22 protein-coding genes are annotated in these 22,568 nt (G+C 71.2%); 12 read left to right on the plus strand and 10 right to left on the minus strand.

Annotated elements, in window-relative coordinates; genetic code table 11:
- Nucleotides 1–106: 106 nt before the first annotated feature.
- A complete protein-coding gene (locus tag AC07BF_RS11035) occupies nucleotides 107–526 on the minus strand; it encodes an NUDIX hydrolase (protein ID WP_363632113.1) in 420 nt (139 codons plus the stop codon).
- Between the two features lie 352 nt (nucleotides 527–878).
- Between AC07BF_RS11035 and AC07BF_RS11040 the strand changes: the two genes are divergently transcribed.
- The 7 genes from AC07BF_RS11040 to AC07BF_RS11070 all read left to right on the plus strand — a co-directional run bounded on the left by AC07BF_RS11040 (nucleotide 879) and on the right by AC07BF_RS11070 (nucleotide 6,266).
- A complete protein-coding gene (locus tag AC07BF_RS11040) occupies nucleotides 879–1,091 on the plus strand; it encodes a hypothetical protein (protein ID WP_363584986.1) in 213 nt (70 codons plus the stop codon).
- Nucleotides 1,075–1,590 carry a DUF6879 family protein gene (locus AC07BF_RS11045; RefSeq protein WP_363632112.1) on the plus strand — a complete coding sequence of 172 codons (516 nt, stop codon included), beginning with the start codon at nucleotides 1,075–1,077 and terminating at the stop codon, nucleotides 1,588–1,590. The genes AC07BF_RS11040 and AC07BF_RS11045 overlap by 17 nt, the downstream gene beginning before the upstream one ends.
- The gene (locus tag AC07BF_RS11050; RefSeq protein WP_363632111.1) at nucleotides 1,587–2,420 is read left to right on the plus strand and encodes a helix-turn-helix domain-containing protein; all 834 of its coding nucleotides are present in this window, start codon (nucleotides 1,587–1,589) and stop codon (nucleotides 2,418–2,420) included. The genes AC07BF_RS11045 and AC07BF_RS11050 overlap by 4 nt, the downstream gene beginning before the upstream one ends.
- Before the next feature lie 100 nt (nucleotides 2,421–2,520).
- A complete protein-coding gene (locus AC07BF_RS11055) occupies nucleotides 2,521–3,423 on the plus strand; it encodes a phosphotransferase (protein ID WP_371517495.1) in 903 nt (300 codons plus the stop codon).
- A 34-nt stretch (nucleotides 3,424–3,457) separates the two neighbouring features.
- Nucleotides 3,458–4,453 (plus strand): nucleotidyltransferase domain-containing protein, encoded by a 996-nt coding sequence (locus AC07BF_RS11060; protein ID WP_363584978.1) that lies wholly within the window; start codon nucleotides 3,458–3,460, stop codon nucleotides 4,451–4,453.
- A 10-nt stretch (nucleotides 4,454–4,463) separates the two neighbouring features.
- Nucleotides 4,464–5,138 carry a histidine phosphatase family protein gene (locus AC07BF_RS11065; RefSeq protein ID WP_363632108.1) on the plus strand — a complete coding sequence of 225 codons (675 nt, stop codon included), beginning with the start codon at nucleotides 4,464–4,466 and terminating at the stop codon, nucleotides 5,136–5,138.
- 9 nt (nucleotides 5,139–5,147) lie between these two features.
- Nucleotides 5,148–6,266 (plus strand): hypothetical protein, encoded by a 1,119-nt coding sequence (locus tag AC07BF_RS11070; RefSeq protein WP_363584975.1) that lies wholly within the window; start codon nucleotides 5,148–5,150, stop codon nucleotides 6,264–6,266.
- 137 nt (nucleotides 6,267–6,403) lie between these two features.
- Here AC07BF_RS11070 and AC07BF_RS11075 read toward each other — a convergent pair whose 3' ends face one another.
- The 5 genes from AC07BF_RS11075 to pdxH all read right to left on the minus strand — a co-directional run bounded on the left by AC07BF_RS11075 (nucleotide 6,404) and on the right by pdxH (nucleotide 12,559).
- Nucleotides 6,404–7,639, minus strand: coding sequence for a cytochrome P450 family protein (locus tag AC07BF_RS11075; protein ID WP_371517497.1), 1,236 nt, complete (start codon nucleotides 7,637–7,639; stop codon nucleotides 6,404–6,406).
- Nucleotides 7,640–7,929: 290 nt separating this feature from the next.
- Nucleotides 7,930–8,739 (minus strand): AAC(3) family N-acetyltransferase, encoded by an 810-nt coding sequence (locus tag AC07BF_RS11080; protein WP_363632238.1) that lies wholly within the window; start codon nucleotides 8,737–8,739, stop codon nucleotides 7,930–7,932.
- 15 nt (nucleotides 8,740–8,754) lie between these two features.
- Entirely contained in the window at nucleotides 8,755–11,196 is a 2,442-nt protein-coding gene (locus tag AC07BF_RS11085) for an FxsB family cyclophane-forming radical SAM/SPASM peptide maturase (protein WP_478333280.1), read from the minus strand.
- A 41-nt stretch (nucleotides 11,197–11,237) separates the two neighbouring features.
- Nucleotides 11,238–11,420, minus strand: coding sequence for an FxSxx-COOH cyclophane-containing RiPP peptide (gene fxsA / locus AC07BF_RS11090; protein ID WP_350877535.1), 183 nt, complete (start codon nucleotides 11,418–11,420; stop codon nucleotides 11,238–11,240).
- Nucleotides 11,421–11,926: 506 nt separating this feature from the next.
- A complete protein-coding gene (gene pdxH, locus AC07BF_RS11095) occupies nucleotides 11,927–12,559 on the minus strand; it encodes a pyridoxamine 5'-phosphate oxidase (protein ID WP_363585069.1) in 633 nt (210 codons plus the stop codon).
- A 416-nt stretch (nucleotides 12,560–12,975) separates the two neighbouring features.
- Between pdxH and AC07BF_RS11100 the strand changes: the two genes are divergently transcribed.
- Complete coding sequence (locus tag AC07BF_RS11100) at nucleotides 12,976–14,076, plus strand: citrate synthase 2 (RefSeq protein ID WP_350877533.1); 1,101 nt, start codon at nucleotides 12,976–12,978, stop codon at nucleotides 14,074–14,076.
- Nucleotides 14,077–14,270: 194 nt separating this feature from the next.
- Entirely contained in the window at nucleotides 14,271–15,389 is a 1,119-nt protein-coding gene (gene serC, locus AC07BF_RS11105) for a phosphoserine transaminase (protein WP_363584964.1), read from the plus strand.
- Nucleotides 15,390–15,687: 298 nt separating this feature from the next.
- Here the strand turns inward: serC and thpR are convergent, their stop codons facing one another.
- Nucleotides 15,688–16,275: an RNA 2',3'-cyclic phosphodiesterase gene (thpR, locus tag AC07BF_RS11110; RefSeq protein WP_400808808.1), complete on the minus strand. Its 588-nt coding sequence runs from the start codon at nucleotides 16,273–16,275 to the stop codon at nucleotides 15,688–15,690.
- A gap of 45 nt (nucleotides 16,276–16,320) precedes the next feature.
- Here thpR and AC07BF_RS11115 point away from each other — a divergent pair, with 45 nt between their 5' ends.
- Nucleotides 16,321–16,839 (plus strand): GNAT family N-acetyltransferase, encoded by a 519-nt coding sequence (locus AC07BF_RS11115; RefSeq protein WP_363584960.1) that lies wholly within the window; start codon nucleotides 16,321–16,323, stop codon nucleotides 16,837–16,839.
- 79 nt (nucleotides 16,840–16,918) lie between these two features.
- On the opposite strand, the gene AC07BF_RS11120 is transcribed toward AC07BF_RS11115, so the two are convergent.
- A complete protein-coding gene (locus AC07BF_RS11120) occupies nucleotides 16,919–18,208 on the minus strand; it encodes an MFS transporter (protein WP_350877760.1) in 1,290 nt (429 codons plus the stop codon).
- 357 nt (nucleotides 18,209–18,565) lie between these two features.
- On the minus strand, nucleotides 18,566–19,000 hold the full coding sequence (locus AC07BF_RS11125) for a MarR family winged helix-turn-helix transcriptional regulator (RefSeq protein ID WP_063348195.1): 435 nt from the start codon (nucleotides 18,998–19,000) through the stop codon (nucleotides 18,566–18,568).
- A gap of 151 nt (nucleotides 19,001–19,151) precedes the next feature.
- Between AC07BF_RS11125 and AC07BF_RS11130 the strand changes: the two genes are divergently transcribed.
- A complete protein-coding gene (locus AC07BF_RS11130; RefSeq protein WP_363584958.1) occupies nucleotides 19,152–19,571 on the plus strand; it encodes a VOC family protein in 420 nt (139 codons plus the stop codon).
- Nucleotides 19,572–19,880: 309 nt separating this feature from the next.
- Nucleotides 19,881–20,687, plus strand: coding sequence for an MHYT domain-containing protein (locus AC07BF_RS11135; RefSeq protein WP_363584956.1), 807 nt, complete (start codon nucleotides 19,881–19,883; stop codon nucleotides 20,685–20,687).
- A gap of 124 nt (nucleotides 20,688–20,811) precedes the next feature.
- Here the strand turns inward: AC07BF_RS11135 and AC07BF_RS11140 are convergent, their stop codons facing one another.
- On the minus strand, nucleotides 20,812–22,524 hold the full coding sequence (locus tag AC07BF_RS11140; protein WP_363632244.1) for a hydrogenase maturation protein: 1,713 nt from the start codon (nucleotides 22,522–22,524) through the stop codon (nucleotides 20,812–20,814).
- Between the last annotated feature and the right edge of the window lie 44 nt (nucleotides 22,525–22,568).

Here is a 22,568-nt window from a genome sequence, read left to right on the forward strand (position 1 = left end):
CTAACTGCTTTCTTTTTGGGCAAAAGGTGGGGGGGTTTCACCCCCTCCCCCCCCGACCCAAAACAAGAAAAGGGGCCGCCCCCCGAGACCCGGCGGGCCCCGCCGCCTACCGATCGGCGCTGAGCGCGGTATCGAGATACTCCTGCACCGGCTCGAACAGCCCGTACGGCACGTACTCGGGGATCTCGGCGAGAGCCACCCACGCGAGCTGGTCCAGCTCCTCCGTGTCGACCACCTCGGCGGTGCCGCTGACGACCTCACAGGCCGTGTACGACATCAGTCGGCCGGTCTTCGGGTGCACGCGCTCACCCAGGAGCTTGATCGCGGCCACACCGAGCCCGGTCTCCTCCGCCGTCTCTCGGACAGCCGCCAGCTCGGGCGACTCGCCGGACTCGATCTCACCAGCCGGGAACTGCCACGAGAGCTGGCCCTCGCTGACCCGCCGCCGGACCATCAGGACGCGGCCTTCGTGGGCCACGATCGCGGCGGCGATTCCCGGGCGTTCCTCGGCAGTCTGCTGTGTCACGTCTGCTCCTCCAGCGCGGCCAGGACGGGTGGAAAGATCGTATCGGCGCGATGAAGCGGGTCACCTTCTCTCGCCGACACCAGTGCCGAGACGATCTTCTCCAAGCGCTTTCTGGAGCACATCAGCTCCAGGGCTCGGCCGGGCCTCTGATGATGACGGACTTCAGCCGGACCAGCGGTTGCCCCTCGCAAGGAGCCGCCGGTCAACAGCTCCCCGGAGCGTCAGAGCGGGAGACCCCCGGCAAGATTCTTATTCCAGATCAGGAATATGCCCGATACGGCTTGGACAGGCGCCGCAGCCGGCCTTAGCGTCGTTGATGGGTTGGGAGGCACTCGACCTGGAAGGGGTCAGCATGGCTGAGTACCCGCAACTGCTGCGTCTTACCGGCAAGTTCAACGGCCCGAACTGCGACGATGACGACTGCCCGAACGTGTACGCCACCGACCGAGGGACGTTCGTGGTCCAGGGCGACCACTTCACGGCCCTGAAGGTGCCCACCGGGGAGTCCGCCGTCGAGATTCCCCGACACGTCCTGGAGGAGGCCATCCGTGCTCTTGGATGGTGACCAGTGGCGCGCTCACTTCGACAGTTACCAGCACGAAGCGTTCCGGTTCGAGGCGCAGCCCGCCTACACCATGCCCAGGGAAGCAGAGAGCCTGGCCCGCTTTCTGCGCGGCGAGCCGAAGCCGGTCGATCACAACGCGGCGTGGCACCGGAGGGTGCACGGCTTCGTCTCCTCGGGGCGGACGATCGGCCGCGTCCGGGTGGTGCGCCGCCCCCTCACGGACTACCAGCGGTACCAGTTCGCCTGGGGCATCCCCGGCAACATCGCCGCCGGGGAAGACATTCGAATCCTGGACGCCACTGAAGGGAACTTCGGTATCCCCGACCAGGACTGGTGGCTGTTCGATGACACCTCGGCGGTCCACCTGAACTTCCGACCTGACGGCACCCAGATCAACCGGGAGCTGGTCAGCGGCGACATGCGCCGCCACCGCGAGTGGAAAAGAATCGCCCTGGCTCACTCCGTGCCGTTTTCCGAATATCTGAAAGAGCTCGGGTGACGCTCGATCCAGATCAGCTCGGCCGGTCGAAGTCCGATCTGGCCGAAACGCTCAGAAGGCTCCGCCTGGAAGCCGGTCTCACAGGAGACCGGCTTTCGGTGCGTTGTGGCATCTCCCAGAGCAAGATCAGTAAGATCGAGACCGGAAAACTGACCCCGACCCTCGTCGATGTGGAGCGCATCCTCAGGGCTCTTGGGGCTCCGGCCGCCCTCGTCCGGGAAGTATCCTCGCTGGCTCGTACGGCCAATACCGAGTGGCAGGACAAGCGAACCTCATGGCGCCGGGGCATCGAAAAGCGACAGGCGGAGCTGGCGTCGCTGGAGTCGGACGCGACAGAGCTGCGATATTTCCTGCCGGCAATGATCACAGGCCTCCTGGCCACGCCCGAGTACATTCGGGCCAGCTTGAGCCACTCCCCCGGCGACAGGGCGATCATCGTGGGCCGCAAGCTGGAACGCCAGGTGGCTCTCTACGACGAATCAAAGTCATTCACGTTCCTGCTCACGGAGCAGGCGGTGAATTGGGCACTGCTTCCTCCTCAGGCAATGGCCGTCCAGATTGACCGCCTTGCATCGCTCACCCATCTGCCGTCCGTTCGAATCGGCGTGATTCCATATGGGACACTTATTACTCGCGGACCAATGAACACGTTCACGGTGTACGACGACCGCCTCGCCACTGTGGAGTCGTTCACCGGCCGTCTCGCATTTCGCGATCACCGGGACATCCAGCGCTATCGTGAAATTTTCTCGATATTCGAAGAATCCGCCCTCTTCGGCGACGAGGCCAGGGGGCGGCTCAGCGAATGGTCGATGATTTACCGTGGGTGATATTTATTCACTGACGGGAATATCGTTGTCCGGCCTGCTCGAACCCTCCTAGTCTGGACGCCTGCGCTACGGCGACTCGGTACGGCAGAAGGACGGGCCGATGAACACCTGGGAGTTCGTGAAGGACCGGACCGCCACCCGGGGTGCGGTCTGGAGATCGGCTGACGGCTCGCTCTACAAGCGGACCGGCGGAGAGGACTTGCGGGCGGAAGTCGAGTTCCAGCAGCTGGCCGCCGGACTTGGATACCCCGTACCTGCGATTGTCGACAGCGGATTCGAAGGCGGAAGTTACTTCGCCATCGAACGCACCATCGGCAACAGCTCACTGCACGAGGACGCCCTGGCCGACACTCAGCGGGCCGGACAGGTCGGCGACCACGTGATCAGCACCGCGGCCGCCGTCGCCTCGAAGCTCCTACAGGCCCAGGCGAGGCACCCTCTGCCCTCGACCCCGTGGTTCGAGAAGGCGGCCTTCGCAGCGGCCGTCTTCGAGGAGAACCCGGACTTCGACACGCCGCGGGTCCACCAGGCCGTCGAGCACGCCCTCGACCGGCTGTCCCGACTCCCCATCGTGCACGGGCACTTGGACTACGGTCTGCCCAACATCCTCACGGCCGGGATCATCGACTGGCAGCACCACGGACCGATCCCGTTCGGCTACGACGTGTACCCGGCGCTCGACATCGTGGCCTTCAAAGGTGGAGGCAAGGGCTACACCATCACCTCGGAGCAGCGCGCCACGTACACCGTCGCACTCGACCGGACCAGCACGTCCCTGATCGGCCGGCGGGTGAGCGATCACCTGGGCGACTTCCTGCTCGTCAAGTGCTTCTTCTTCCTCGCCCTCATGCGGCCCACTCACCCCGCAGGGCATGACAAGCACATCAAGTGGCAGTACCGCCGCGCCCTCTTCTCGATGGGACTTGAGCAGTATGAGTCGTCCACCACGATTGACACCGGAGCCTTCCCCGCTCTGGAGCAGTTCGCCGCTGAACACCGGTAGGCCGGTCCCCATCGTCCGCGACCGTGACTACCTGATGGATCACCACGGCGTCGTCTTCAAGGTCATCGGGGACAGCCACCCCGGCAGCCACTACCTGGGCTACGTCAAGTACCACCCGGACGAGAAGGGGGACCGGCGGGTGTTCGGCCGGACCTACCGGCAGAACAGTGTCGTGTCGAAATCCTTCGGCATCCTTGCCGACCGACCGGAGTGCTACGTCTACTCCGACGCCCTCGGCTGCGTCATCACGGGCATTCCGCGCGAGGACGTCGCCGTCCACTACTCGTGCCGCCAGGCCCTCTCTGCCATCCATGAGGAACCCGGATCGGTCGCCGACAATCCGGCAGGCAAGGACCTCCTGGCGATCACCGAGTGGGTCGCCACGAACGGCGCCCGGGATCTCCTGGGTGTCACCGGGTCCTTTCTCGTCGGCTGTTTCAACGAACGCTCGGACATCGACCTCGTCTGCTACGGGCCGGAGGGCTACGAGGCCGCCCAGGACCTGTTCCAGCAGACCGCTCTGATCAAGCCCTACGACGGAGACGACCTGACCCGGCTGTACATCCGCCGGGCCAAGTACATGGAGGGCAGCTCCTTCGAGGCCCTCATCAAGCAGGAACGCCGAAAGCTCCAGGGGCTCACCTCCAGCTCCGGCGCGCACATCAACTGCGAACCCATCCGCTCCGACCGCGACAGACCCTTCTCCCGCATCTCCTCCAAGGAGATCGGAGAGATCTCCCTCCTCGCGAGAATCACCGACCACGCCGAAGGCCTCACCACCCCGGCGCTCTATGGGATCAAGGTCAGGACCATCCTGAGCTCGACCATCGACGAGCCCGACTCCTTCGCCCGCCGGATCACCCACATGCGTTCCTACCTCGGCGCCTACACCGGCGCGTTCCGATCCGGAGACACCGTGCACCTGTCCGGCAAACTCGTCCACTCCCAGGACGGCGACCGCAGCAGCTTCGGCATCGAGCTCACCCCCTGGACCGTCAGCGGCTCCTACGTCGCCAACCTCGCCGCGTAGGCGCCGCGCGGTGGCCCTGCTCGTCATCCGGCACGCCGAGTCCGTCGAGAACGCCGACAAGTACCACGGCTTCTACCAGGACCCGCGCCCCTGCACCGGAGCCGTCGCCCACACCATCTCCCGCACGATCGTCGGCCTCACCCCGCACGGTTTCCGGCAGGCCCAGTGGCTCGCCGGCATCCTGCCGAAGCTCGCCGGCCCCACGCCACGCGTCTACACGTCGACCTACCGCAGGACGATCGACACCGCCGCGATCGCCCTGCCCGACATCCCCGACGGCTGGCCCCAGCAGACCACGCTCCTCGACGAGCAGCACTACGGCGACGCCACCTACATGACCAAGCGTGAGCTGAACGACAGCTACCCCGAACTCGCCGAGGACCGCCGCCTGCGCAAGCACCTCTGGACCGCACCGGGTGGCGGCGAGTCGCTCGCCGAAGGCGTACTCAACCGGGCCACCGAGTTCGCCGCCCTCGCCCAGGCCGAACTCCAGGAATCGAGCACCATCGTCGCCTTCACCCACCAGACCGCCGCAGTGGCACTCCGCTCCCTACTCGAAGCCTGCACCCTGCCCGAGATCCTCGCCGAGGAGCGGAAGGGCAAGATGCCCAACGCCGCGATCCTCCACTACGAACTGCGAGACGGCCGGTTCACCCGGACGCGAACCACGACCCCGCCGATCTAGGAGGAGTCCGTGCGACACCTGTTCCTCAACGGCCCTGTCCAGAACGGGACCTTCATCTTCGGCACCCGCCCCGGCAAGGCCGTCGGCATCCGCCTCGCCGCCGCCCTCAACGCCATCCTCGGCTCACCGCCCGCACCCCACCTGTGGAACACCGCCACCCTCGCCGGAGACCTCCGCCACCGCGAGGCTGAGGGGCCGAAGATCCCCCGTCAGCGCTTTGAGGCCGACCTCATCGCGAGCAAGTACGCGCCGGGGCAGTCTCCGGCAGGCGGCATCATGACCGACACCGACACTGAGGTCGCAAGCCTCGCCCTGGAGATGATCGAGAACAACCTCCGCGCCGGCACCCTGACCATCAGCCGTGAGACCGTTCCCACCTGCCGGGCCTGCGGCCACATGACCGGTACCGGTGGCCGCCCCTGCAACGCCTGCGGCAGCACCGACACCCGGGACCGCACAAGCCTTCACCTTGTCGCCGAACTCGCCAAGGACCGCCCCATCCTCGACCGCTCGGACATCCACGCCAGTCACCGACAGCAGCCCAGACACCTTCAGGGCACCGTCGGCAAGGTTCCAGGGCGCCTGATCCTCTCCCGTACCCGCGACCACGGCATCGACCTGTCGCCAGTCGGTCTCGACCGCCTCGTGCTCGACCCGCGCGCCGGCATCCATGCCACCGTCCTCGCCGCAGCCCGAAGGCACCGGGCGGAGGTGGCCGTCATGGCCACCACCCAGAATGCCGCCAACCACATCGCCGCCCACGGCCTGCACTTCCGCGAACACGACGGCATCCGCCTCCGCTATGCCCTCCACGGACACCTGCCCTACAACCACACGGCAGATCTTCAACCGCTCCACGACGCATACCGAGCCACCCCGGCGATCAAGGAGAGCTTCGAAGCCTGGTTCCTCCCCCTCTTCTCCCTGCAGGCCAAGGCCGCAACCCGGCCCGAGCAGTTGCCGGCAATCTTCAGGCACTACATGCGGGCGCACCTGGCCAGACCGGCTGCAGCCGACGAAGAGATGATCGAGGCCCTACGGTGCTCAGTCGAAGCCGGCAATACGGAATGGATCACTCGGAAACGCGTGCTGGCCGCCGCGATGACAGCTTGTGAGGCCACTGTGTAGAAGCATCCGGCCCTGCATAGGAAGTCGGGCCCACCGACTTCCTATGCACAGGGAGGCTCGACAGGAACGTCGCCGCCTTCGACGGAAGGGCGGCTCCCGCGAACTCGCGGGAGCCGCCCTTCCCCCAGGTGCCGCCGTCACTCTGCGGTGGGCCTCGGGACGATCCAGAGCTCGGCCGGGCCGCTGATGATGACGGACTCCAGGCGGGCCGGCGTCGGGCTGGCCGGGTCCAGGACACTGCCGGGGTAGGCGCCGAAGAGGCCGTCCAGGGCCACTTCGGCCTCCAGCCGGGCCAGGGGTGCGCCGAGGCAGAAGTGCGGGCCGTAGCCGAAGGACAGGTGCTCCGTGTCGGGGCGGGTCGGGTCGAAGTCGTCCGGCCGGTCCGGGTGGACCTCCGGGTCCCGGCCGGCCGCGCCGAATCCGAGCAGGATCGGCTCGCCCTGCCGGATGACCACGCCCTCGCCGAGGTCGATGTCCTCCAGCGGGTAGCGAAGCGGGATGTGCATCACCGGGCTCTCGTGGCGCAGGGTCTCCTCGATGACGTCCTCCCACGCGAGGGCGCCCTCGCGGACCTGGGCCAGGTAGCGGGGGTGGGTGAGGAGCGCCTGGACGGCGCTGGTGATGAGGTTGACCGCCGTCTCGTACCCGGCGCCGAGCATCAGGAAGAGCTCGTCGCGGGACTCCTCCTCGGCGCGGCCCGTGTCGCCGCCGGTGCCGACGGCGGCCACGTCGCTGGCGAGGTCGGGCCCGGGGTCGCGCCGTTTGAGCTCCAGCAGTTCGACCAGCACCACGTTGATCTCCGCCCGCGCGACCGTCATCTGCTCGGTCGTCGCCGTCGTCGTCAGCAGGGTGTCCATCGACCGGCCGATCTGCGGCCGCATGTCGGCGGGTACGCCGAAGAGGTCGCAGATCACCGTCATGGTGAGCGGGAGCGAGAGGGCCCGGCGGATGTCCACGGCCTCGCCGGGGGCGAGGTCACGGAACGCGCCGACCAGGGCGGTGGTCGTCGCCTCGATCCCGGGCCGCAGCGCGGACACCCGGCGGGGCGAGAACGAGGGCGCCATCCGTCGTCGTGCCGAGCGGTGTTCGTCGCCGTAGCGGTTGAAGAAGTTCTGCTGGAACGCGATCGGGCCCATCGGCCACCCCTCGGGCACCGCGGCCAGGCCGGGCCAGTGCTTGCGCGGGTCGCGGGAGACCCGCGGATCGCCGGTCAGAGCGCGGATCACCGAGCTGCGGGTCACGGACCAGGCGATGATGCCGCCGGGGAGTTCGACCCGCACGGCGGGCCCGGCGGCGCGGAGCTCCGCGTTCTGCTGGTGCAGGGCCCGGGCGGTCATGTCCAGCACCGGGCAGCCGTTGTCGTCTGGAGCCATGGCATTGCTCCTCAGGATCTCTCGGGGGTGCCCCGGCAGTCCGTGCCGCGACACGTCCTGCCGTGTCCGGGGCCTGTGCTCCGTTCTAGAGCGGCGCGGAGCGGTCGTCAACGGGCCGGGACGGTGTTACCAGGATCATCCAGTCAGACGGACTGTGCACCGTCTACACCGACGGTCACGCCGAACCGGCCCAGGTCCGGCATCCCCTCCCCCCACTGCCGACCGCACTTCGATCGCGTAGGAAGTCGGTGGGGCCGACTTCCTACGCACCAGGGCGCTGAACAGGACCGTCAGGGGCGGAGGAGGTGTTCGGCGAGGTCGACGGCTTCGCGGACGGGGACGAGGCGGCAGTCGGTGGTGCCGAGGTGGATGGTGGTGATGCCGGTGGCAGCGGCGAGGACCTGGGTGCCGAGGTCGGCGAAGTGGAGGTCGTCGAGCTCGGGGGCCCGGAAGGTGAGCCAGCCGTCGGGGCCGACGCAGCGGTACTCACGCAGGGGGACGTCGGGCATGCGCTGGTCGGCGAGGTGGAAGGCGGTGAACCGGGCCATCGGGACGCCGAGCATCAGCACCCTGGCGTCGAGGTCGTAGAGGCGCCCGAGCGGGGACTCGGGGCCGAGGTGGGAGGTGAGGGGGTGGTGGGCGGTGATCTCGCGGGCGTGCCGGCCGAGGGCCGTCCAGGAGGTCTGGGGGTGGCGGCTGCGCAGGGCGCCGGGGCGGGTGCGGATCTCCTCGGAGAGGGCGCCCATGGTCGGCGAGCAGGGGGTGTTCGCCGGGTCGAACCGCGGCATCCGGGCCCGGTAGGCGGCGGTCTCGGCCGGGGTGAGGCCGGCGGTGGCGGTCTGGTGGATGCGCGAGGTGGCGGAGTTCTCGGGGGTGGCGGTGTAGGCGACCAGGGTGCCGCCGGGGCCGAGGACGTGGAGCAGCGCGTCGGCGACGGTGGCGGCGCCGCCGTCCACCGGGCCGAGGGCGCGCAGGGAGGCCTCGACGTGCACCACCATGCCCGGGCGGACGCCGAGTTGGGCGAACCCGGCGGCCAAACCCCCAGCGGTGAGGGCGGTATCGGTGAGGGCGGTTCCGGTGAGAGCAGTGACGGTGCGCATGGCCGCTCCTCTGGGTCAGACCTCGGCGGGGCGGGCGTGGCCGCGCTCGTGGCGGGCCCGTTCGGCGGCCCGTTCGGCGGCGGCGGGCAACGGCACGGCGAGCCACGGAGCGACGCTCTCACGCATGCCGTCGGCGAAGCGCAAGCCGAGCGCCGTGAGGGCGCCGGATCCGGCCAGCCGGTCGACGGCTTCGGCGGTGTACCGGCGCCAGAGCGCGAACTGGGTGCGCGCCCGGTCGGCGGCCTCGCCCGGCAGCCCGTCGTAGGCGAACGCACGGGTGCCCCAGTACTCGGTGACGGCGAGGTGCGCGTAGGTGCCCTGGAGCAGGCCTTCGAGCGGGCGCGGGTCGGGCCGCCAGGGCGCGAGGTACAGCTGGTCGTCGGCCGGGTCGTGGAGGTCGAACAGGTCGAGTACGGCGCCGAGTTTGACGTGCTGGAACTCGTGCGCGAGCAGCAGTGCGAGCGTCGGCGCGGTCGCGGGCCGGGCGATGCCGACCGCGCCGTGGGCCTGCCGGGCGGCCGAGCTGACGTCCCGCCCGGCGGGGCCCGGCCGTAGCGGGGTGATGGTGGTGAGGCCGGCCCGGAGGCCTTCCGCGTACGCGGGCAGGTCGTGCCCGAGCAGTTCCCAGGCTTCGCGCAACGCGCCCGTCCAGTCGAGCAGTTCGCCGTCGGAGAGCCGGCCGGCCACGGCGTGGTCGTGGCTGTCGCGCAGCGGGTCGACGTCCTCCAGGGTGACCGTCCACCCTCCGGCCAGCCGGACCCGCCGCAGCGGCTCGTCCAGGGCGGCGGACACCGATCCGTCGGACGCCCGCACGCTGAACCCGTCGGCCAGGCCGGTGACGACCGCCTCCCCGTCCGGGGCGGCGGTCCGCCCGAGGGTCGGCAGGTGCAGCCACCCGCCGCGCACCGGCACCGCGACCGCGTCCCCCCGCCCGGCACGGACGGCGGCGGCGGCGGCCAGGGCGGCCAGCGGGCCGAGCCCGACGGTGAGGTCCCCGGCGAGCCGGCGGGCGGCCCAGGCGCGGGCGTACGGGTGGGCGAGGACGGTGTCGACGGCGGCGGGTGCGCTCGCGTCGAGTTCGGACAGCAACGCCCACGCGGCCGATCCGGGCTGCCCGGAGGCGTCCCAGGCGGCGGCCAGCATGGCCCGGGTGAGGGCGAGTTGGGCGCGGGACAGGGCCCGTACGGTGTCCTGGTCCCCGTACCCGCGGGCGAGCTGGTCGAGCTGCCGCTCGGTGAGGGTGGCCGGCACCACCGGCTCCCCGGCCTGGGCGGGGACAGAAGGACCCGCCCCGACAGCGGAAGCGGCGGCGGAACCGGCAGCGGAACCAGAGGCGGAACCGGCGGCGTCGCCGGCGAGTTCGTTGATGAGCTTCATGAGGTCACCGCAGTAGACGGAGGGATTGTCGAAGCCCGTGTCGGCCCGGTACCGGTGGGCGTACAGGCCGCCGCCGCAGCTGCGGACGACCGGGCAGGCCCGGCAGGCGGCGCTCAGCCCGGCCAGCCCCGACTGGCGGGCGGTCATGCCGGGGTGCAGCGCGACCTGGTCGAGGCTGTGCGTGAAGACGTCGTACCCCGTCTCCGGCGCGCCGTCGTAGGCGGTCTTGAGGCTGTCGGCCTGTTCGAAGCTGCCGTCCGTCTCCAGGACGACGAGGTCGGACGGTTCCAGGCCGAGCGATTCGGTGAGGCTGGAGAGCCCGTGCAACGTCCGGTGGACGGATTCGAAGGTGCGGACGGCGAACGGGCGGCCGTCGGCGTCCCATCTCCGGTACACGGCCAACAGCCAGTCCGCGTACGGCGTTCGCGCACCGTCGACGGCCGGTTTCGGCCGGTCCTCCCAGGTGGCGTGCGGCAGCAGGAAGTCGACGGCGGGGGGGTCGAGTTCGGCCAGGGCGCGGTAGACGGCGTCCGGGTCGTTCTCGATGTCGACGGTGCAGAGCAGCCCGGCGTAGAGGTGCCGGTAGGCGGGCCGGCGCAGCCGCTCGACCGCCCGCAGGACGTGCGGGTGGCTGCTGCGGCCGTCGGCGAAGCGGCGGTGGCGGTCGTTGGCGGCGCGGTCGCCGTCGAGCGAGACGCCGACCCTCATGCCGACTTCGGCGAAGAGTTCGCAGTAGGCGTCGTCGAGTTGGACGCCGTTGGTGTGGATGCGCAGGTCGAGTGCGCAGCCGGGCGGCAGGGCCGCCCGGAGCGCCTTGGCCGCGTGGCGTAACCGGTCCGGGCCGGCGAGCAGGGGCTCTCCCCCGTGCAGGACGACCCGGACGGCGGGCAGCCGGTGTGCGGCCGCGTGGTCGCCGATCCGCTCGGCGATCCTGTTCAGGACTTCGTCACCGATGACCTTGGGGCGTCGACGCCAACTGGTGTCGGCGTGCTCGTACACGTAGCAGTGATCGCAGGCGAGATCACACCGGCTGTGCACTTTCACGACGAACTGGGTGAAAGGCAGCGGAGTTGGCGTCATGGTCGATCGGATTCAGCCGGAGCCGATGGTCAGTCGGCCGATCAGATGGAGGAGTTGAAGGCCGCGACCGGCACCGCACCCGCACCGGTGTCGGGCAGGGCTCGTCGGATCCTGGTGGAGAGCTCCTCGGCGCCGAGCTGGGCGAGGTCGGCCAGTGAAGGCCGGGTTTCGCCCTGAGGCTCCGTCAGTTCAGTGCGGGGCATGGTGTCCAGTGCGGGTGTCATGTTCGATTCTCTTCCACGATGGGGGTTAGAGAGAAGCAGGGCCGGGTATATAGGTCGGCCTAGTCGACCAGGGTACTGCCAGCACGTGGGCTGCGCCGTGCTCTTGCGCGCCCCTAACAGCCCACTACCCCCTTCACGCAGCGAAGTCTCGCCAAAAGTTCACCCACTCGGCGGTCGCGTGAAGGCACCTGACCGGCGCACAGGGGACCGGCGTCGCGCCGCCGAACCCACCCTGGCGGCGCCCCTCCGCCGACGTACGGCCGCCGCCCCGGCCCGACCCGCTCCCCCGGCGCGGCCGGAGCCCGCTCCCCCGGCGCTCGCGCCCCATCCGAACCACCGGTCGGCGAAGGCCAGTTGGCGCGATTCGACAGCGCCCCACACTCCCCCGCCACCGCACGACAGCCAGCCCGACGAGCCCGATGGCGGACCCGACGAGCCCGACGAGCCCGACGGCGAACCCACACCGACGGACGCGCCGGTATTCGAACGCCTCGCAGACCCGCCCGCTACGGGCAGAGCCGCTCCACCCGCCACCCGCCCGCTCCGGCCGGATCGGCGAAGTAGCGCAGCCGGTCGTGCAGCCGGTTCTCCCGCCCCTGCCAGAACTCCACGCTCTCCGGGATCACCCGGTACCCGCCCCAGAACGGCGGCACGGGCACGCCCTCGCCCTCCGGGTAGCGGCGCTCCAGTTCGGCGTAGCGCTGTTCGAGGACGTCGCGCCCGCCGACCGGACTGGACTGCTCGCTGGCCCAGGCGCCGAGCTGCGAACCGTGCGGCCGGGTGCGGAAGTAGGCGGCGGTCTCGTCCCGGCCGACCTTCTCCACCCGCCCCTGGACGATCACCTGGCGGGCCAGCGCGATCCACGGGAACAGCAGCGCGGCGTACGGGTTGGCGGCGAGCTCGGAGCCCTTGCGGGAGCCGTAGTTGGTGAAGAAGACGAAGCCGCGCGCGTCGTAGCCCTTGAGCAGGACGGTGCGCGAGCTGGGCCGCCCCTGGGCGTCGGCGGTGGAGAGCACCATCGCGTTGGGCTCGACCACCCCGGCGTCGTCCGCCTCGTGGAACCAGCGGGTGAACTGGGCGATCGGCTCGGGCGCGAGCTGTTCCTCGACCAGGCCCTCGTGGGTGTAGTGCTTGCGCATCACGGTGAGGTCCGGTCCGGGCCGGGCATCGTCGGCCAGGATCCGGGTGGCGGGGCTCAGGGGCGTCGACTGGGCGCGTTCCGGGGTCTGCACGTCAACATCATCCCGTACGACAAGCAACCGGCACCGCTACCTCCGGACAAACCCCGGTGGGAGATAAGGTGTCCCGCCACCGCTCGACCGCCCCCCGTACGGTGAATTGTCCCGAACCAGGCGTTTGGTTCCGGAGATTCCCGGGCACGACCGACCCTCGGCGGAAAAGTCAAGCGGGCCCAAGCGCAACATCACCATGGTGGTGTATGGCGCAATGCACCCGGTGCCTGTCACTCTGGCACCGAGTGCCAACCACCATTCGGTCACTGGCGCGCCGCCCCACCACGGCGCAGCGCCGATCGCAGAACTGAAGGAGCCGTCGTATGTCCGACTTCGTACCCGGGCTTGAGGGAGTCGTCGCGTTCGAGAGCGAGATCGCCGAACCCGACCGTGAAGGCGGCGCGCTGCGGTACCGCGGTGTCGACATCGACGACCTGGTGGGCCACGTCTCCTTCGGCCACGTCTGGGGCCTGCTGGTGGACGGCAAGTTCAACCCCGGCCTGCCGGCCGCCGAGCCGTTCCCGATCCCGGTGCACTCCGGTGACATCCGGGTCGACGTGCAGTCCGCGCTCGCCATGCTCGCCCCGGTCTGGGGCCTCAAGCCGCTGCTCGACATCTCCGCCGAGCAGGCCCGCGACGACCTCGCCCGCGCCGCCGTGATGGCGCTGTCCTACGTGGCCCAGTCGGCCCGCGGCCAGGGCCTGCCGATGGTCCCGCAGAGCGAGATCGACAAGGCCGAGACGGTCGTCGAGCGGTTCATGATCCGCTGGCGCGGCGAGCCGGACCCGAAGCACGTCAAGGCCATCGACGCCTACTGGACCTCCGCCGCCGAGCACGGCATGAACGCCTCCACCTTCACCGCCCGCGTCATCGCCTCCACCGGCGCCGACGTGGCGGCCGCGCTCTCCGGCGCGGTCGGCGCGATGTCCGGCCCGCTGCACGGCGGTGCGCCGTCCCGCGTGCTCGGCATGATCGAGGAGATCGAGCGCACCGGCGACGCCACCACCTGGGTCAAGAACGCGCTGGACCGCGGCGAGCGCCTGATGGGCTTCGGCCACCGCGTCTACCGCGCCGAGGACCCGCGCGCCCGCGTGCTGCGCCGCACCGCCAAGGAGCTCGGCGCCCCGCGCTTCGAGGTCGCCGAGGCGCTGGAGAAGGCCGCGCTGGAGGAGTTGCACAACCGCCGCCCCGACCGCGTGCTGGCCACCAACGTCGAGTTCTGGGCCGCGATCATGCTGGACTTCGCCGAGGTGCCGGCGCACATGTTCACCTCGATGTTCACCTGTGCGCGCACCGCGGGCTGGTCGGCGCACATCCTGGAGCAGAAGCGCACCGGCCGGCTCGTGCGCCCCGCCGCGCGCTACATCGGCCCCGGCCCGCGCCGCCCCGAGGAGATCGAGGGCTGGGACGCCATCGGCCACTGAGCCCGCCGAGCGCCCCCGAGCGCCCGCCGAACGCCCCCCGAGCGCCCCGGGCGCCCCTCGTCCGCACCACCCCTGAGCAGCGGGTCCGACCTCCGTCGGGCCCGCTGTTTCCGCAGCTGGGAGCCGTGAAGATCACAGTCTCAGCGGGCGGACGACCGTACCCCGGGCGGCTCCCCGGCCGGTAGGCTGCGCGCGTGGCTCAGATCCAGATCCCCGCTGACATCAAGCCCGCAGACGGCCGTTTCGGCTGCGGACCGTCCAAGGTGCGCCCCGAGGCCCTGAGTGCCCTCGCCGCCACCCAGACCTCCCTGCTCGGCACCTCACACCGCCAGGCCCCGGTCAAGAACCTGGTCAAGCGCGTACGCGAGGGCGTGAGCAGCCTCTTCTCGCTCCCCGAGGGCTACCAGGTCGTCCTCGGCAACGGCGGCTCCACCGCCTTCTGGGACATCGCCGCGTTCGGCCTGGTGCGGGAGAAGTCCCAGCACCTGGACTTCGGCGAGTTCTCCTCCAAGTTCGCCTCCTCGGTCAAGGCCGCGCCGTGGCTCGCCGAGCCGAGCGTCATCAAGACCGCCCCGGGCACCCACCCGCTGCCGGTCGCCGAGGCCGGCGTCGACGTCTACGGGCTCACCCACAACGAGACCTCGACCGGCGTCGCGATGCCGATCAAGCGCCCGGTGGGCGCGGACGAGGGTTCGCTGGTCCTGGTGGACGCCACCTCGGGCGCCGGCGGCCTGCCGGTGGACATCACCGAGACCGACGTCTACTACTTCGCCCCGCAGAAGTCCTTCGCCTCCGAGGGCGGCCTGTGGCTGGCCGCGTTCTCCCCGGCCGCCCTGGAGCGCGCCACCGAGATCGCCGGCTCCGGCCGGTACATCCCGCCGTTCTTCGACCTGCCGACGGCCATCGACAACTCGTCGAAGGACCAGACGTACAACACCCCGGCGATCTCCACCCTGTTCCTGCTGGCCGACCAGCTGGAATGGCTGAACGGCAACGGCGGGCTCGACTGGGCCGTCGCCCGTACGGCTGATTCCTCGTCCCGGCTGTACGCGTGGGCCGAGAAGTCCTCCTACGCCAGCCCGTTCGTGGCGAACCCGGCCGAGCGCTCCCAGGTGGTCGGCACCATCGACTTCGACGAGTCGGTGGACGCCGCCGCCGTCGCCAAGGCACTGCGTGCCAACGGCATCGTGGACACCGAGCCGTACCGCAAGCTGGGCCGCAACCAGCTGCGCGTCGCGATGTTCCCGGCGATCGACCCGGCGGACGTCGAGGCGCTCACCCACTGCATCGACTACGTGGTCGAGCAGCTCTGAGCGATCCCGTGCACGGCTGAGGGCCACCGCCTCCGGGCGGTGGCCCTCAGCCGTTGCGGCGGGGTCGACCCACCGGGCCGGGTAGGCGTGCCCGCCGGCCCGGCTACCCGCCGACCATCGAGCTGATCAGCACGACGACCAGCAGCAGCACCAGGGTGCCGGTCACGATACGCATACGAGTCTTGGGATCCACGGTCAACGAGCGTACCTCCGGACCATCCGCCGACGGATCGGAGCCCCGGGCCCAACGGCCATCCCGGACCCACCCCCCCCGCCCCGGACCCGGGCGCGCCCCGGCTCAGCTCCAGTCGGCGAGCGGCCAGGCGCGCAGCGAGGAGTAGTGGGCGAAGCCGCCGTCCAGGTCGCTCTGCATCAGGTGCAGCTCGGCGGCCTCCCACTCGGGCCCCCGGTAGCCGGCCAGCGCGGCCGCCAGGGTGTCCAGCTCGGCCGCCGCGAGCCGCTGGACGGCCCGCCGGTGGCCGCGCGAGGAGCCGGCCCGGGCGAGGGTGAGGTGCGGGTGGAAGGTGAAGGCGTCGACCTCCCCGGTCACCCCGGCGGCGGCCTCGGACACGGCCTCGGCGAGCCTGCGCAGCGCCCAGGTCTGCCCCTCCACCCCGGCCCAGAGCACCCGGTCGCCGAACCGCCCGGCGCCGGACAGCCGCAGCCGGTGCACCGGATGCACCTCGGCGACGGCGGCCAGGCCCGCCTCCAGCTCCGGCAGTTCCTCGGCCGGCACCTCGCCGAGGAAGGCCAGGGTCAGGTGCCAGCCCTCGACGGTGGTCCAGCGCAGCCGGTCCGCCCCGGGCAGCCCGCGCACCGGCGCCACCGCGTCCGACAGCCCCTGGAGCGCGTTGACCGGCGGCAGGACCGCCACGAAGAGCCTCATGGGGACATCTTCCCGCGCGAGGCCGTTTGGGCTAGAACCTTTCGTATGAAGATCCGCACCGGGGGACCGGACGACATTCCCGACATCCTCGCCCTGCTCGACGGCGCCGTGGGCTGGCTGGCCGGCCAGGGCCGCACCGGCCAGTGGGGGGACCAGCCCTTCAGCACCATCCCGGCCCGGGTCGAGCAGGTCGCCGGGTACGCCGCCGAACCGTTCCTGATCCGCCTCGCCGAGGACGCCGAGGGCCGCGCCATCGGCTGCTGCGTGCTGTCCGAGCAGCGGGGGAAGTACATCCCCCCGGTGGACGAGCCCGAGCTGTTCGTCCGCATCCTGGTCACCGACCGCAGCCGCAAGGGCTCGGGGATCGGCGCCGCGCTGATCGCCGACGCGGTCGAGGAGACCCGCCGGCGCGGCCTCGGCCTGCTGCGGGTGGACTGCTACGCGGGCGCCGACCGCAGGCTGGTCGGCCAGTACCGGGCACTCGGGTTCACCGAGACCGAGTCCTTCGAGGTCGAGCAGCCGGACGGCGTCTGGCCCGGTCAGGTCCTCGCGATCCGGCTCTGACCCTCGACCCTGCACCGAAGCCCCTCGACCCTGCACCGAAGCCCCGGGGCGGACCACCGCCCCGGGGCATGACGCCTCGTCAGCAGGCGGGCGCCAGCTCCGACTTGTTGGCGGTGACGGTCCGCGGCACGAAGGCCACCACCCGGCCGCCACGGCCGGGGTGCAGGTCGAACCGCACCCGCAGGTCCGCGCTGCGGGCCAGCACCAGGCCCACCACGCCGGCCGCCAGCGCGGACACCAGTCCGCAGGCCAGCAGGCCGAGCCGGGGCCCGTACGAGGCGGTCACCCAGCCGACGATCGGGGCGCCGATCGGCGTGCCGCCGGTGAAGACCAGCACCAGCAGGCCCATCACGCGACCGCGCATCGCGGGGTCAGTGGCCAGCTGCAGCGTGGAGTTGACGGAGGTGTTGAAGCTGAGTCCGAACACCCCGATCAGCGTCAGCAGCACCGCGAAGGTCCAGTAGTCGGGCGCGAACGCGGCCACCACCTCCAGCGAGCCGAAGGCCAGCGCCGCCGCCACCAGCCGGCGCAGCCTGGGCACGCCCCGGCGGGCGGCGAGCAGCGCGCCGGCCAGCGAGCCGACCGCCATCGCGGTGTTCAGCAGGCCGTACTGGCCGGCGCCGACCTTGAAGGTGTCGTAGGCGAAGCCGGAGAGCAGCGTCGGGAAGTTGAAGCCGAAGGTGCCGATGAACCCGGCCAGGACCATCGGCCAGAGCAGTTCGGGCCGCTCCTTGACGTAGCGCAGGCCCTCCCGCAGCTGGCCCTTCTCGCGGGCGATCGGCTCGGTCGGGCGCAGTTCGCTCTCCCGCATGGCGAGCAGCCCGCCGATCACGGCGGCGAAGGACAGCGCGTTGACGGCGAACGCCCAGCCACTGCCGACCACGGCGATCAGCAGGCCCGCGACGGCGGGGCCGACCAGCCGGGCGGTCTGGAAGTTGGCGGCGTTCAGGCTGACCGCGTTGGCGAGGTCCTTGGGCCCGACCATCTCGGACACGAAGGCCTGCCGGGTCGGGTTGTCGACCACGGTGACCAGGCCGAGCAGCAGCGCGAAGGCGTACACGTAGTACGGCGTCACGACGCCGCCGATGGTCAGGACGGCCAGGCCGGCGGCCAGCAGGCCCATGGCGCCCTGGGTGTAGATCAGCAGCCGGCGCTTGGGCATCCGGTCGGCGAGCACGCCGCCGAACAGGCCGAGCAGCAGCATCGGCAGGAACTGCATGGCGGTGGTGATGCCGACCGCGAGGGGACTGCCGGTGAGGCTGAGGACCAGCCAGTCCTGGGCGATCCGCTGCATCCAGGTACCGGTGTTGGACACCACCTGGCCGGCGAAGTAGTAGCGGTAGTTGCGAACGCGAAGGGAGGAGAACATCCCCCCGGGCCTCGTGAAGCGGGCACCTGCGGGAGACGTGGACGCGTGGGTGCGTCCGGGAGCGGCGGGGTCGTCCGCCGCGGTGCGTTCGTCGGGGTCGTCGTCGCCGCTGCCGGGCAGCCCCGTGGGGGCGGGCGCCTGGAGGTCGGCGGCCGCGGCGCCTGCCGCGGCGGGGTCGGTGGTCTGGTCGTCGGTGCGGATGGCGGCGGCGCTGGCTGCGGCCGGCGGTGTCACGGTGGTCTCCCCTCGCGGCGCGGCGGCCCGAACTGCGGCCGTCGTGCTCCTGGTTTCGGTGGTCGGTCCTGCGGTGATGCGGTGCTCCTTCTTCTCCCGGCCGGCGGGCCGGGGTCGGCGTGCCTAGAGGTGTGCGAGCTTGTAGAGCACGGGCGCGGCCTCCCGGAGGACGGCCCACTCCTCCTCGTCGAGCCCCTCGGCGAGCTCGGCGAGCCAGACGTTGCGGCGACGGCGGCTCTCGGCGAGGATCGCCTCGGCCTGCTCGGTGCTGCTGACGACGACCTGGCGGCGGTCCTCGGGGTGCGGCTCGCGCCGCACCAGCCCCTTCTCCTCCAGCATCGCGACGATCCTGGTCATGGAGGGCGGCTGCACGTGCTCCTTCCGGGCGAGCTCACCCGGTGTCGCCTTTCCGCATCTGGCGAGGGTGCCGAGCACCCCCATCTCGGTGGGGCTCAGCGACTCCTCGACCCGCTGGTGTTTGAGTCGACGGGAGAGGCGCATCGTGGACGATCGCAGCTGATTGATCGCTGCGAGGTCCTGCTCGGACATCTCGGGCATGTTCTTTAGCTTACGTCATTACTCTCGCTAAGGAAAATGCGTTCCCAGTCCACCCCGCCGGCCCCGTCCGTTCACCGCGCGCCGGAAGATCGGCCCGGTGCGATGCTGGTGCTGGGTCTCGAATGATCTCGACTGGAAGGGCCGACCAGACATGTCCGACCTCGCCGCCGACCCCGCCTCCGGCCTCGCCGCCGAGCCGGACGACACCGGCTTCGCCCGCCTCGCCATGGTCACCATCGACTGCGCCGACCCGATCGCGCTGGCCGGGTTCTACGGCGAGCTGCTGGGCTGGGAGAGCCGCCACCTGGACGAGCAGTTCGCGATCCTGGACAACCCGGAGGGCGGCAGCCCGCTGGGCTTCGGCCGGGTCTCGGGCTACCGGCCGGAGCCGTGGACGGAGCCGGACGGCGGCAAGCACTTCCACCTGGACTTCTACGTGGACGACCTGGACGAGGCGATCGCGAAGGCGCTCGCGCTCGGCGCGACCGAGCCGACGTACCAGCACGGCCGGACGCTCAAGGTGCTGATCGACCCGGCCGGCCACCCGTTCGGGCTAGCCCCGCTGGAGTGACCAACCCGGAGTAACGAACCCGGAGTAACGGACGAACCGCCCGGCGGCCGTGCGCAGGCGGTGTCAGGAGTTGGTGCCAAGATCATGCAGACCGCGTAAAGGTCCATCCTGACCAGGGACTTCACGAAAAGCGCGAACCTTGTGCGACCGTCCGGTAGTGGTTACTGTCCCCCGTTGTCAGGGGCACCACACGCCAGGTCTCCCTTCGGCGGCGCCGTTCCCGCGCCCGTTGCCGCGTTCCCTCCCGACCACCCGTGTCCGCCCGAGGCCTGGCGCCCTTCCTCCCCCGCATCCGTCCTGGGAGCTCTCTTGGGTGAGATCCATCATGCCGACCACGGCTGGGTGACACCGGCGGTCTCGTACTTCGTCGCCTGCCTCGGCGCCTTCGTCGCCCTGCGCAGCGCCCGCTGGGCACTCGTCTCGCAGGGCCGCACCCGGGTGCTCTGGCTGCTCTTCGCCTCGACCTCGCTCGGCGCCGGGATCTGGTCCATGCACTTCATCGCGATGCTCGGCTTCTCCGTCACCGGGGTCGACATCAGCTACCGGCCCGGACTGACCGTGCTCAGCCTGCTGGTCGCCATCGCCGTCGTCGGCATCGGCCTGTTCACCGTCGGGTACAGCCGCCGGCCTGTCCTGTCCCTGCTGGCCGGCGGGCTGACCACCGGCCTCGGGGTCGCGGCGATGCACTACCTCGGAATGGCCGCGATGGTCCTGCCCGGCCACCTCGGCTACGACCGGCTCACGGTCGGACTGTCCGTCGCCATCGCCGTGTTCGCGGCCACGGCCGCGCTGTGGGCCACCCTGAACATCCGCGGCACGCTCGCCGTCCTGGCGGCCGCGCCGGTCATGGGCGTGGCAGTGTGCGCGATGCACTACACCGGCATGGCGGCGCTCTCGGTGCGGCTCGACTTCTCGCACTCCACCCAGGGCGGAGTGATGGCGCTGCAGTTCATCTTCCCGCTCGGGGTCGGGCTCGGCTGCTACGTCTTCTTCGGCTCGCTGGCCTTCGCGGTCTCGCCGAGCCGCGGCACCACGCAGCCGCTCCTGCTCGGCCCGGCGGCCCCGTTGGTCCCGCGCCAGCCGCGGCGGCGGGACGAGGCCGGCGTCAGGCGCTGAGCCGGGCGGGTCCCACCCCCCCCCCAAGCCCCGAGGGCGTCCGACCGGGTCCCCCACCCCGGCCGGGCGCCCTCGGCTCACTTCCGGCGACCTCCCCCGCCTCGCTCCCGCGACCACCCCTGCCTCACTCCGGCCGCCCCAGCAGCCCGGTCAGGTGCGCGGGCGTGGCCACCGGGCAGACCTTGTGCACGAAGTCCCGCCGCAGCGCGTGGTAGGGCTCGCCCGCCCGGTAGAAGTTGGCGTGCATCCGCCGCAGTTCCTCCGCCCGGTACTCGGCCAGCGGCTTCGCCTCCTCGTCGGCGGACCGGCGGCGCTTCTTGTCGACCAGCCGCCCGGTGAGTTCGGGCGAGGCTCCGAGCGCGGCGGCCTCCCGGACCACCCAGCGCCGGAAGGCCGCCGCGTCCCCGCCGCAGGTGCGGTCCACCAGGCCGATCCGGCGGGCGTGTTCGGCGCCGACCGGCAGCGCCTCGGTGGTCAGCCGCGCGGCCTGCTCGTCGCCGACCCGGCGCGGCAGGGTGTACGTCCAGTACTCGGAGCCGTAGAGGCCCATCAGCCGGTAGTGCGGGTTGAGCACCGCCGACTCCCGGCACCACACCTCGTCGGCGGCGAGGGCCGCCATCAGGCCGCCGGCCGCCGCGTTCCCGGCCAGGGCGGCGACGGTGAGCTTGTCGGTCGTGGTGAGGACCGCGTGGACCAGGTCGTCCATCGCGTTGATGTTCTCCCAGGACTCCAGTGCCGGGAACGCCGCACCCTCGATGACGTTGAGGTGGATCCCGTTGGAGTAGAAGTCCCGGGGCGCCCCGAGCACCAGCACCGAGGTGGGCCGGCCGGCGGCCTCGCGGTAGGCGGCGAGCAGCCGGCGGCACTGCCCGGTGCTCATCGCCCCGCCCGCGTAGGCGAATTCGAGGTAGCCGACGTCGCCCTCCTCGCGGTAGCGCAGCTCCGACCAGGTGTCCCGGTGGGCCGCCGAGGTCGGCGTCACCGGGACTTCGCGGACCCGGTGCAGGCGGCCGGCGAGCACCGTCGCGGCCGGCTGCTTGAAGGTGGCAGGCCCGCCCGGGGTGCGGCGCGGGCGCAGCTGGGGGATCCAGACCGCGCCGTCCACGGTGGCACGGCAGATCGCGCCGTCGCGGGTGGCGAGCACGGCGCCGGGCACCGGGCCGCGCAGCTCGTCCTCGGGGTGGCCGCCGTGCAGGAAGTACTCGCGTCCGAACAGCTCGTCGAGCACGCCGGGTTGGGAGTCGGCGGCGCGGAGCTTGCGCAGCACGGTGGCGGTGTCGTCGGCGGCCCAGTCGATCCGGCGCGCGTCCTGCCGCAGCAGGGGCCGCAGCCTGCCGTGGACGTCCGGCCGGTCGTAGTCGAGCGGTTCGGGGGTGAACAGCCCGCCCTCGAAGCGCTGGACGGCGAGCAGGACGGCCTCGACGGCGGCGTCGGCGACCTCGCCCCGGTACAGCTCGCTCTTGCCGCAGCCGGTGACGGGGAACTCGACGGACGCCCAGATGTCACCGGCGTCCATCTCCTCGACGGCCTGGAGGACGGTCACGCCCCAGCGGTCCGCCCCCTCGGCGATCGCCCAGTCGAGCGAGGAGGGGCCGCGGTCGCCCTGGGGCCCGGGGTGCACGATCAGGACGGTCCGGGTGGACCAGATGTCCTGCGGGACGGCCTTGGTGAGCATCGGACAGATGATCAGCTCGGGGTCGGTACGGTCCACCGCCGTCCTCATCGCCTCGTCGCCGAGGGCGAGTTGGACGGCGACCTGGTGGCCGCGCCCGCGCAGCTCGGTGTGGACGCGCTGGGTCAGGCTGTTGAACGCGCTGGCGATCAGGAGAATGCGCAAGAGGGCCTCCGGACAGGGACTGGGGTCGCGCGCAGGCGATGAAA

The sequence above is a fragment of the Kitasatospora sp. NPDC043950 genome, assembly GCF_056435345.1.

What these genes read in the sequence shown, in the direction of transcription:
- AC07BF_RS11075 (WP_371517497.1), bottom strand. Translation starts at nt 7,639, where the DNA reads ATGGCTCCAGACGACAACGGCTGCCCGGTGCTGGACATGACCGCCCGG.
- AC07BF_RS11055 (WP_371517495.1), top strand. Translation starts at nt 2,521, where the DNA reads ATGAACACCTGGGAGTTCGTGAAGGACCGGACCGCCACCCGGGGTGCG.
- pdxH (WP_363585069.1), bottom strand. Translation starts at nt 12,559, where the DNA reads ATGCGCAAGCACTACACCCACGAGGGCCTGGTCGAGGAACAGCTCGCG.
- AC07BF_RS11125 (WP_063348195.1), bottom strand. Translation starts at nt 19,000, where the DNA reads ATGCCCGAGATGTCCGAGCAGGACCTCGCAGCGATCAATCAGCTGCGA.
- AC07BF_RS11040 (WP_363584986.1), top strand. Translation starts at nt 879, where the DNA reads ATGGCTGAGTACCCGCAACTGCTGCGTCTTACCGGCAAGTTCAACGGC.
- AC07BF_RS11130 (WP_363584958.1), top strand. Translation starts at nt 19,152, where the DNA reads ATGTCCGACCTCGCCGCCGACCCCGCCTCCGGCCTCGCCGCCGAGCCG.
- AC07BF_RS11120 (WP_350877760.1), bottom strand. Translation starts at nt 18,208, where the DNA reads ATGTTCTCCTCCCTTCGCGTTCGCAACTACCGCTACTACTTCGCCGGC.
- fxsA (WP_350877535.1), bottom strand. Translation starts at nt 11,420, where the DNA reads ATGACACCCGCACTGGACACCATGCCCCGCACTGAACTGACGGAGCCT.
- AC07BF_RS11060 (WP_363584978.1), top strand. Translation starts at nt 3,458, where the DNA reads ATGGATCACCACGGCGTCGTCTTCAAGGTCATCGGGGACAGCCACCCC.
- AC07BF_RS11115 (WP_363584960.1), top strand. Translation starts at nt 16,321, where the DNA reads ATGAAGATCCGCACCGGGGGACCGGACGACATTCCCGACATCCTCGCC.
- AC07BF_RS11085 (WP_478333280.1), bottom strand. Translation starts at nt 11,196, where the DNA reads ATGACGCCAACTCCGCTGCCTTTCACCCAGTTCGTCGTGAAAGTGCAC.
- AC07BF_RS11080 (WP_363632238.1), bottom strand. Translation starts at nt 8,739, where the DNA reads ATGCGCACCGTCACTGCTCTCACCGGAACCGCCCTCACCGATACCGCC.
- AC07BF_RS11100 (WP_350877533.1), top strand. Translation starts at nt 12,976, where the DNA reads ATGTCCGACTTCGTACCCGGGCTTGAGGGAGTCGTCGCGTTCGAGAGC.
- thpR (WP_400808808.1), bottom strand. Translation starts at nt 16,275, where the DNA reads ATGAGGCTCTTCGTGGCGGTCCTGCCGCCGGTCAACGCGCTCCAGGGG.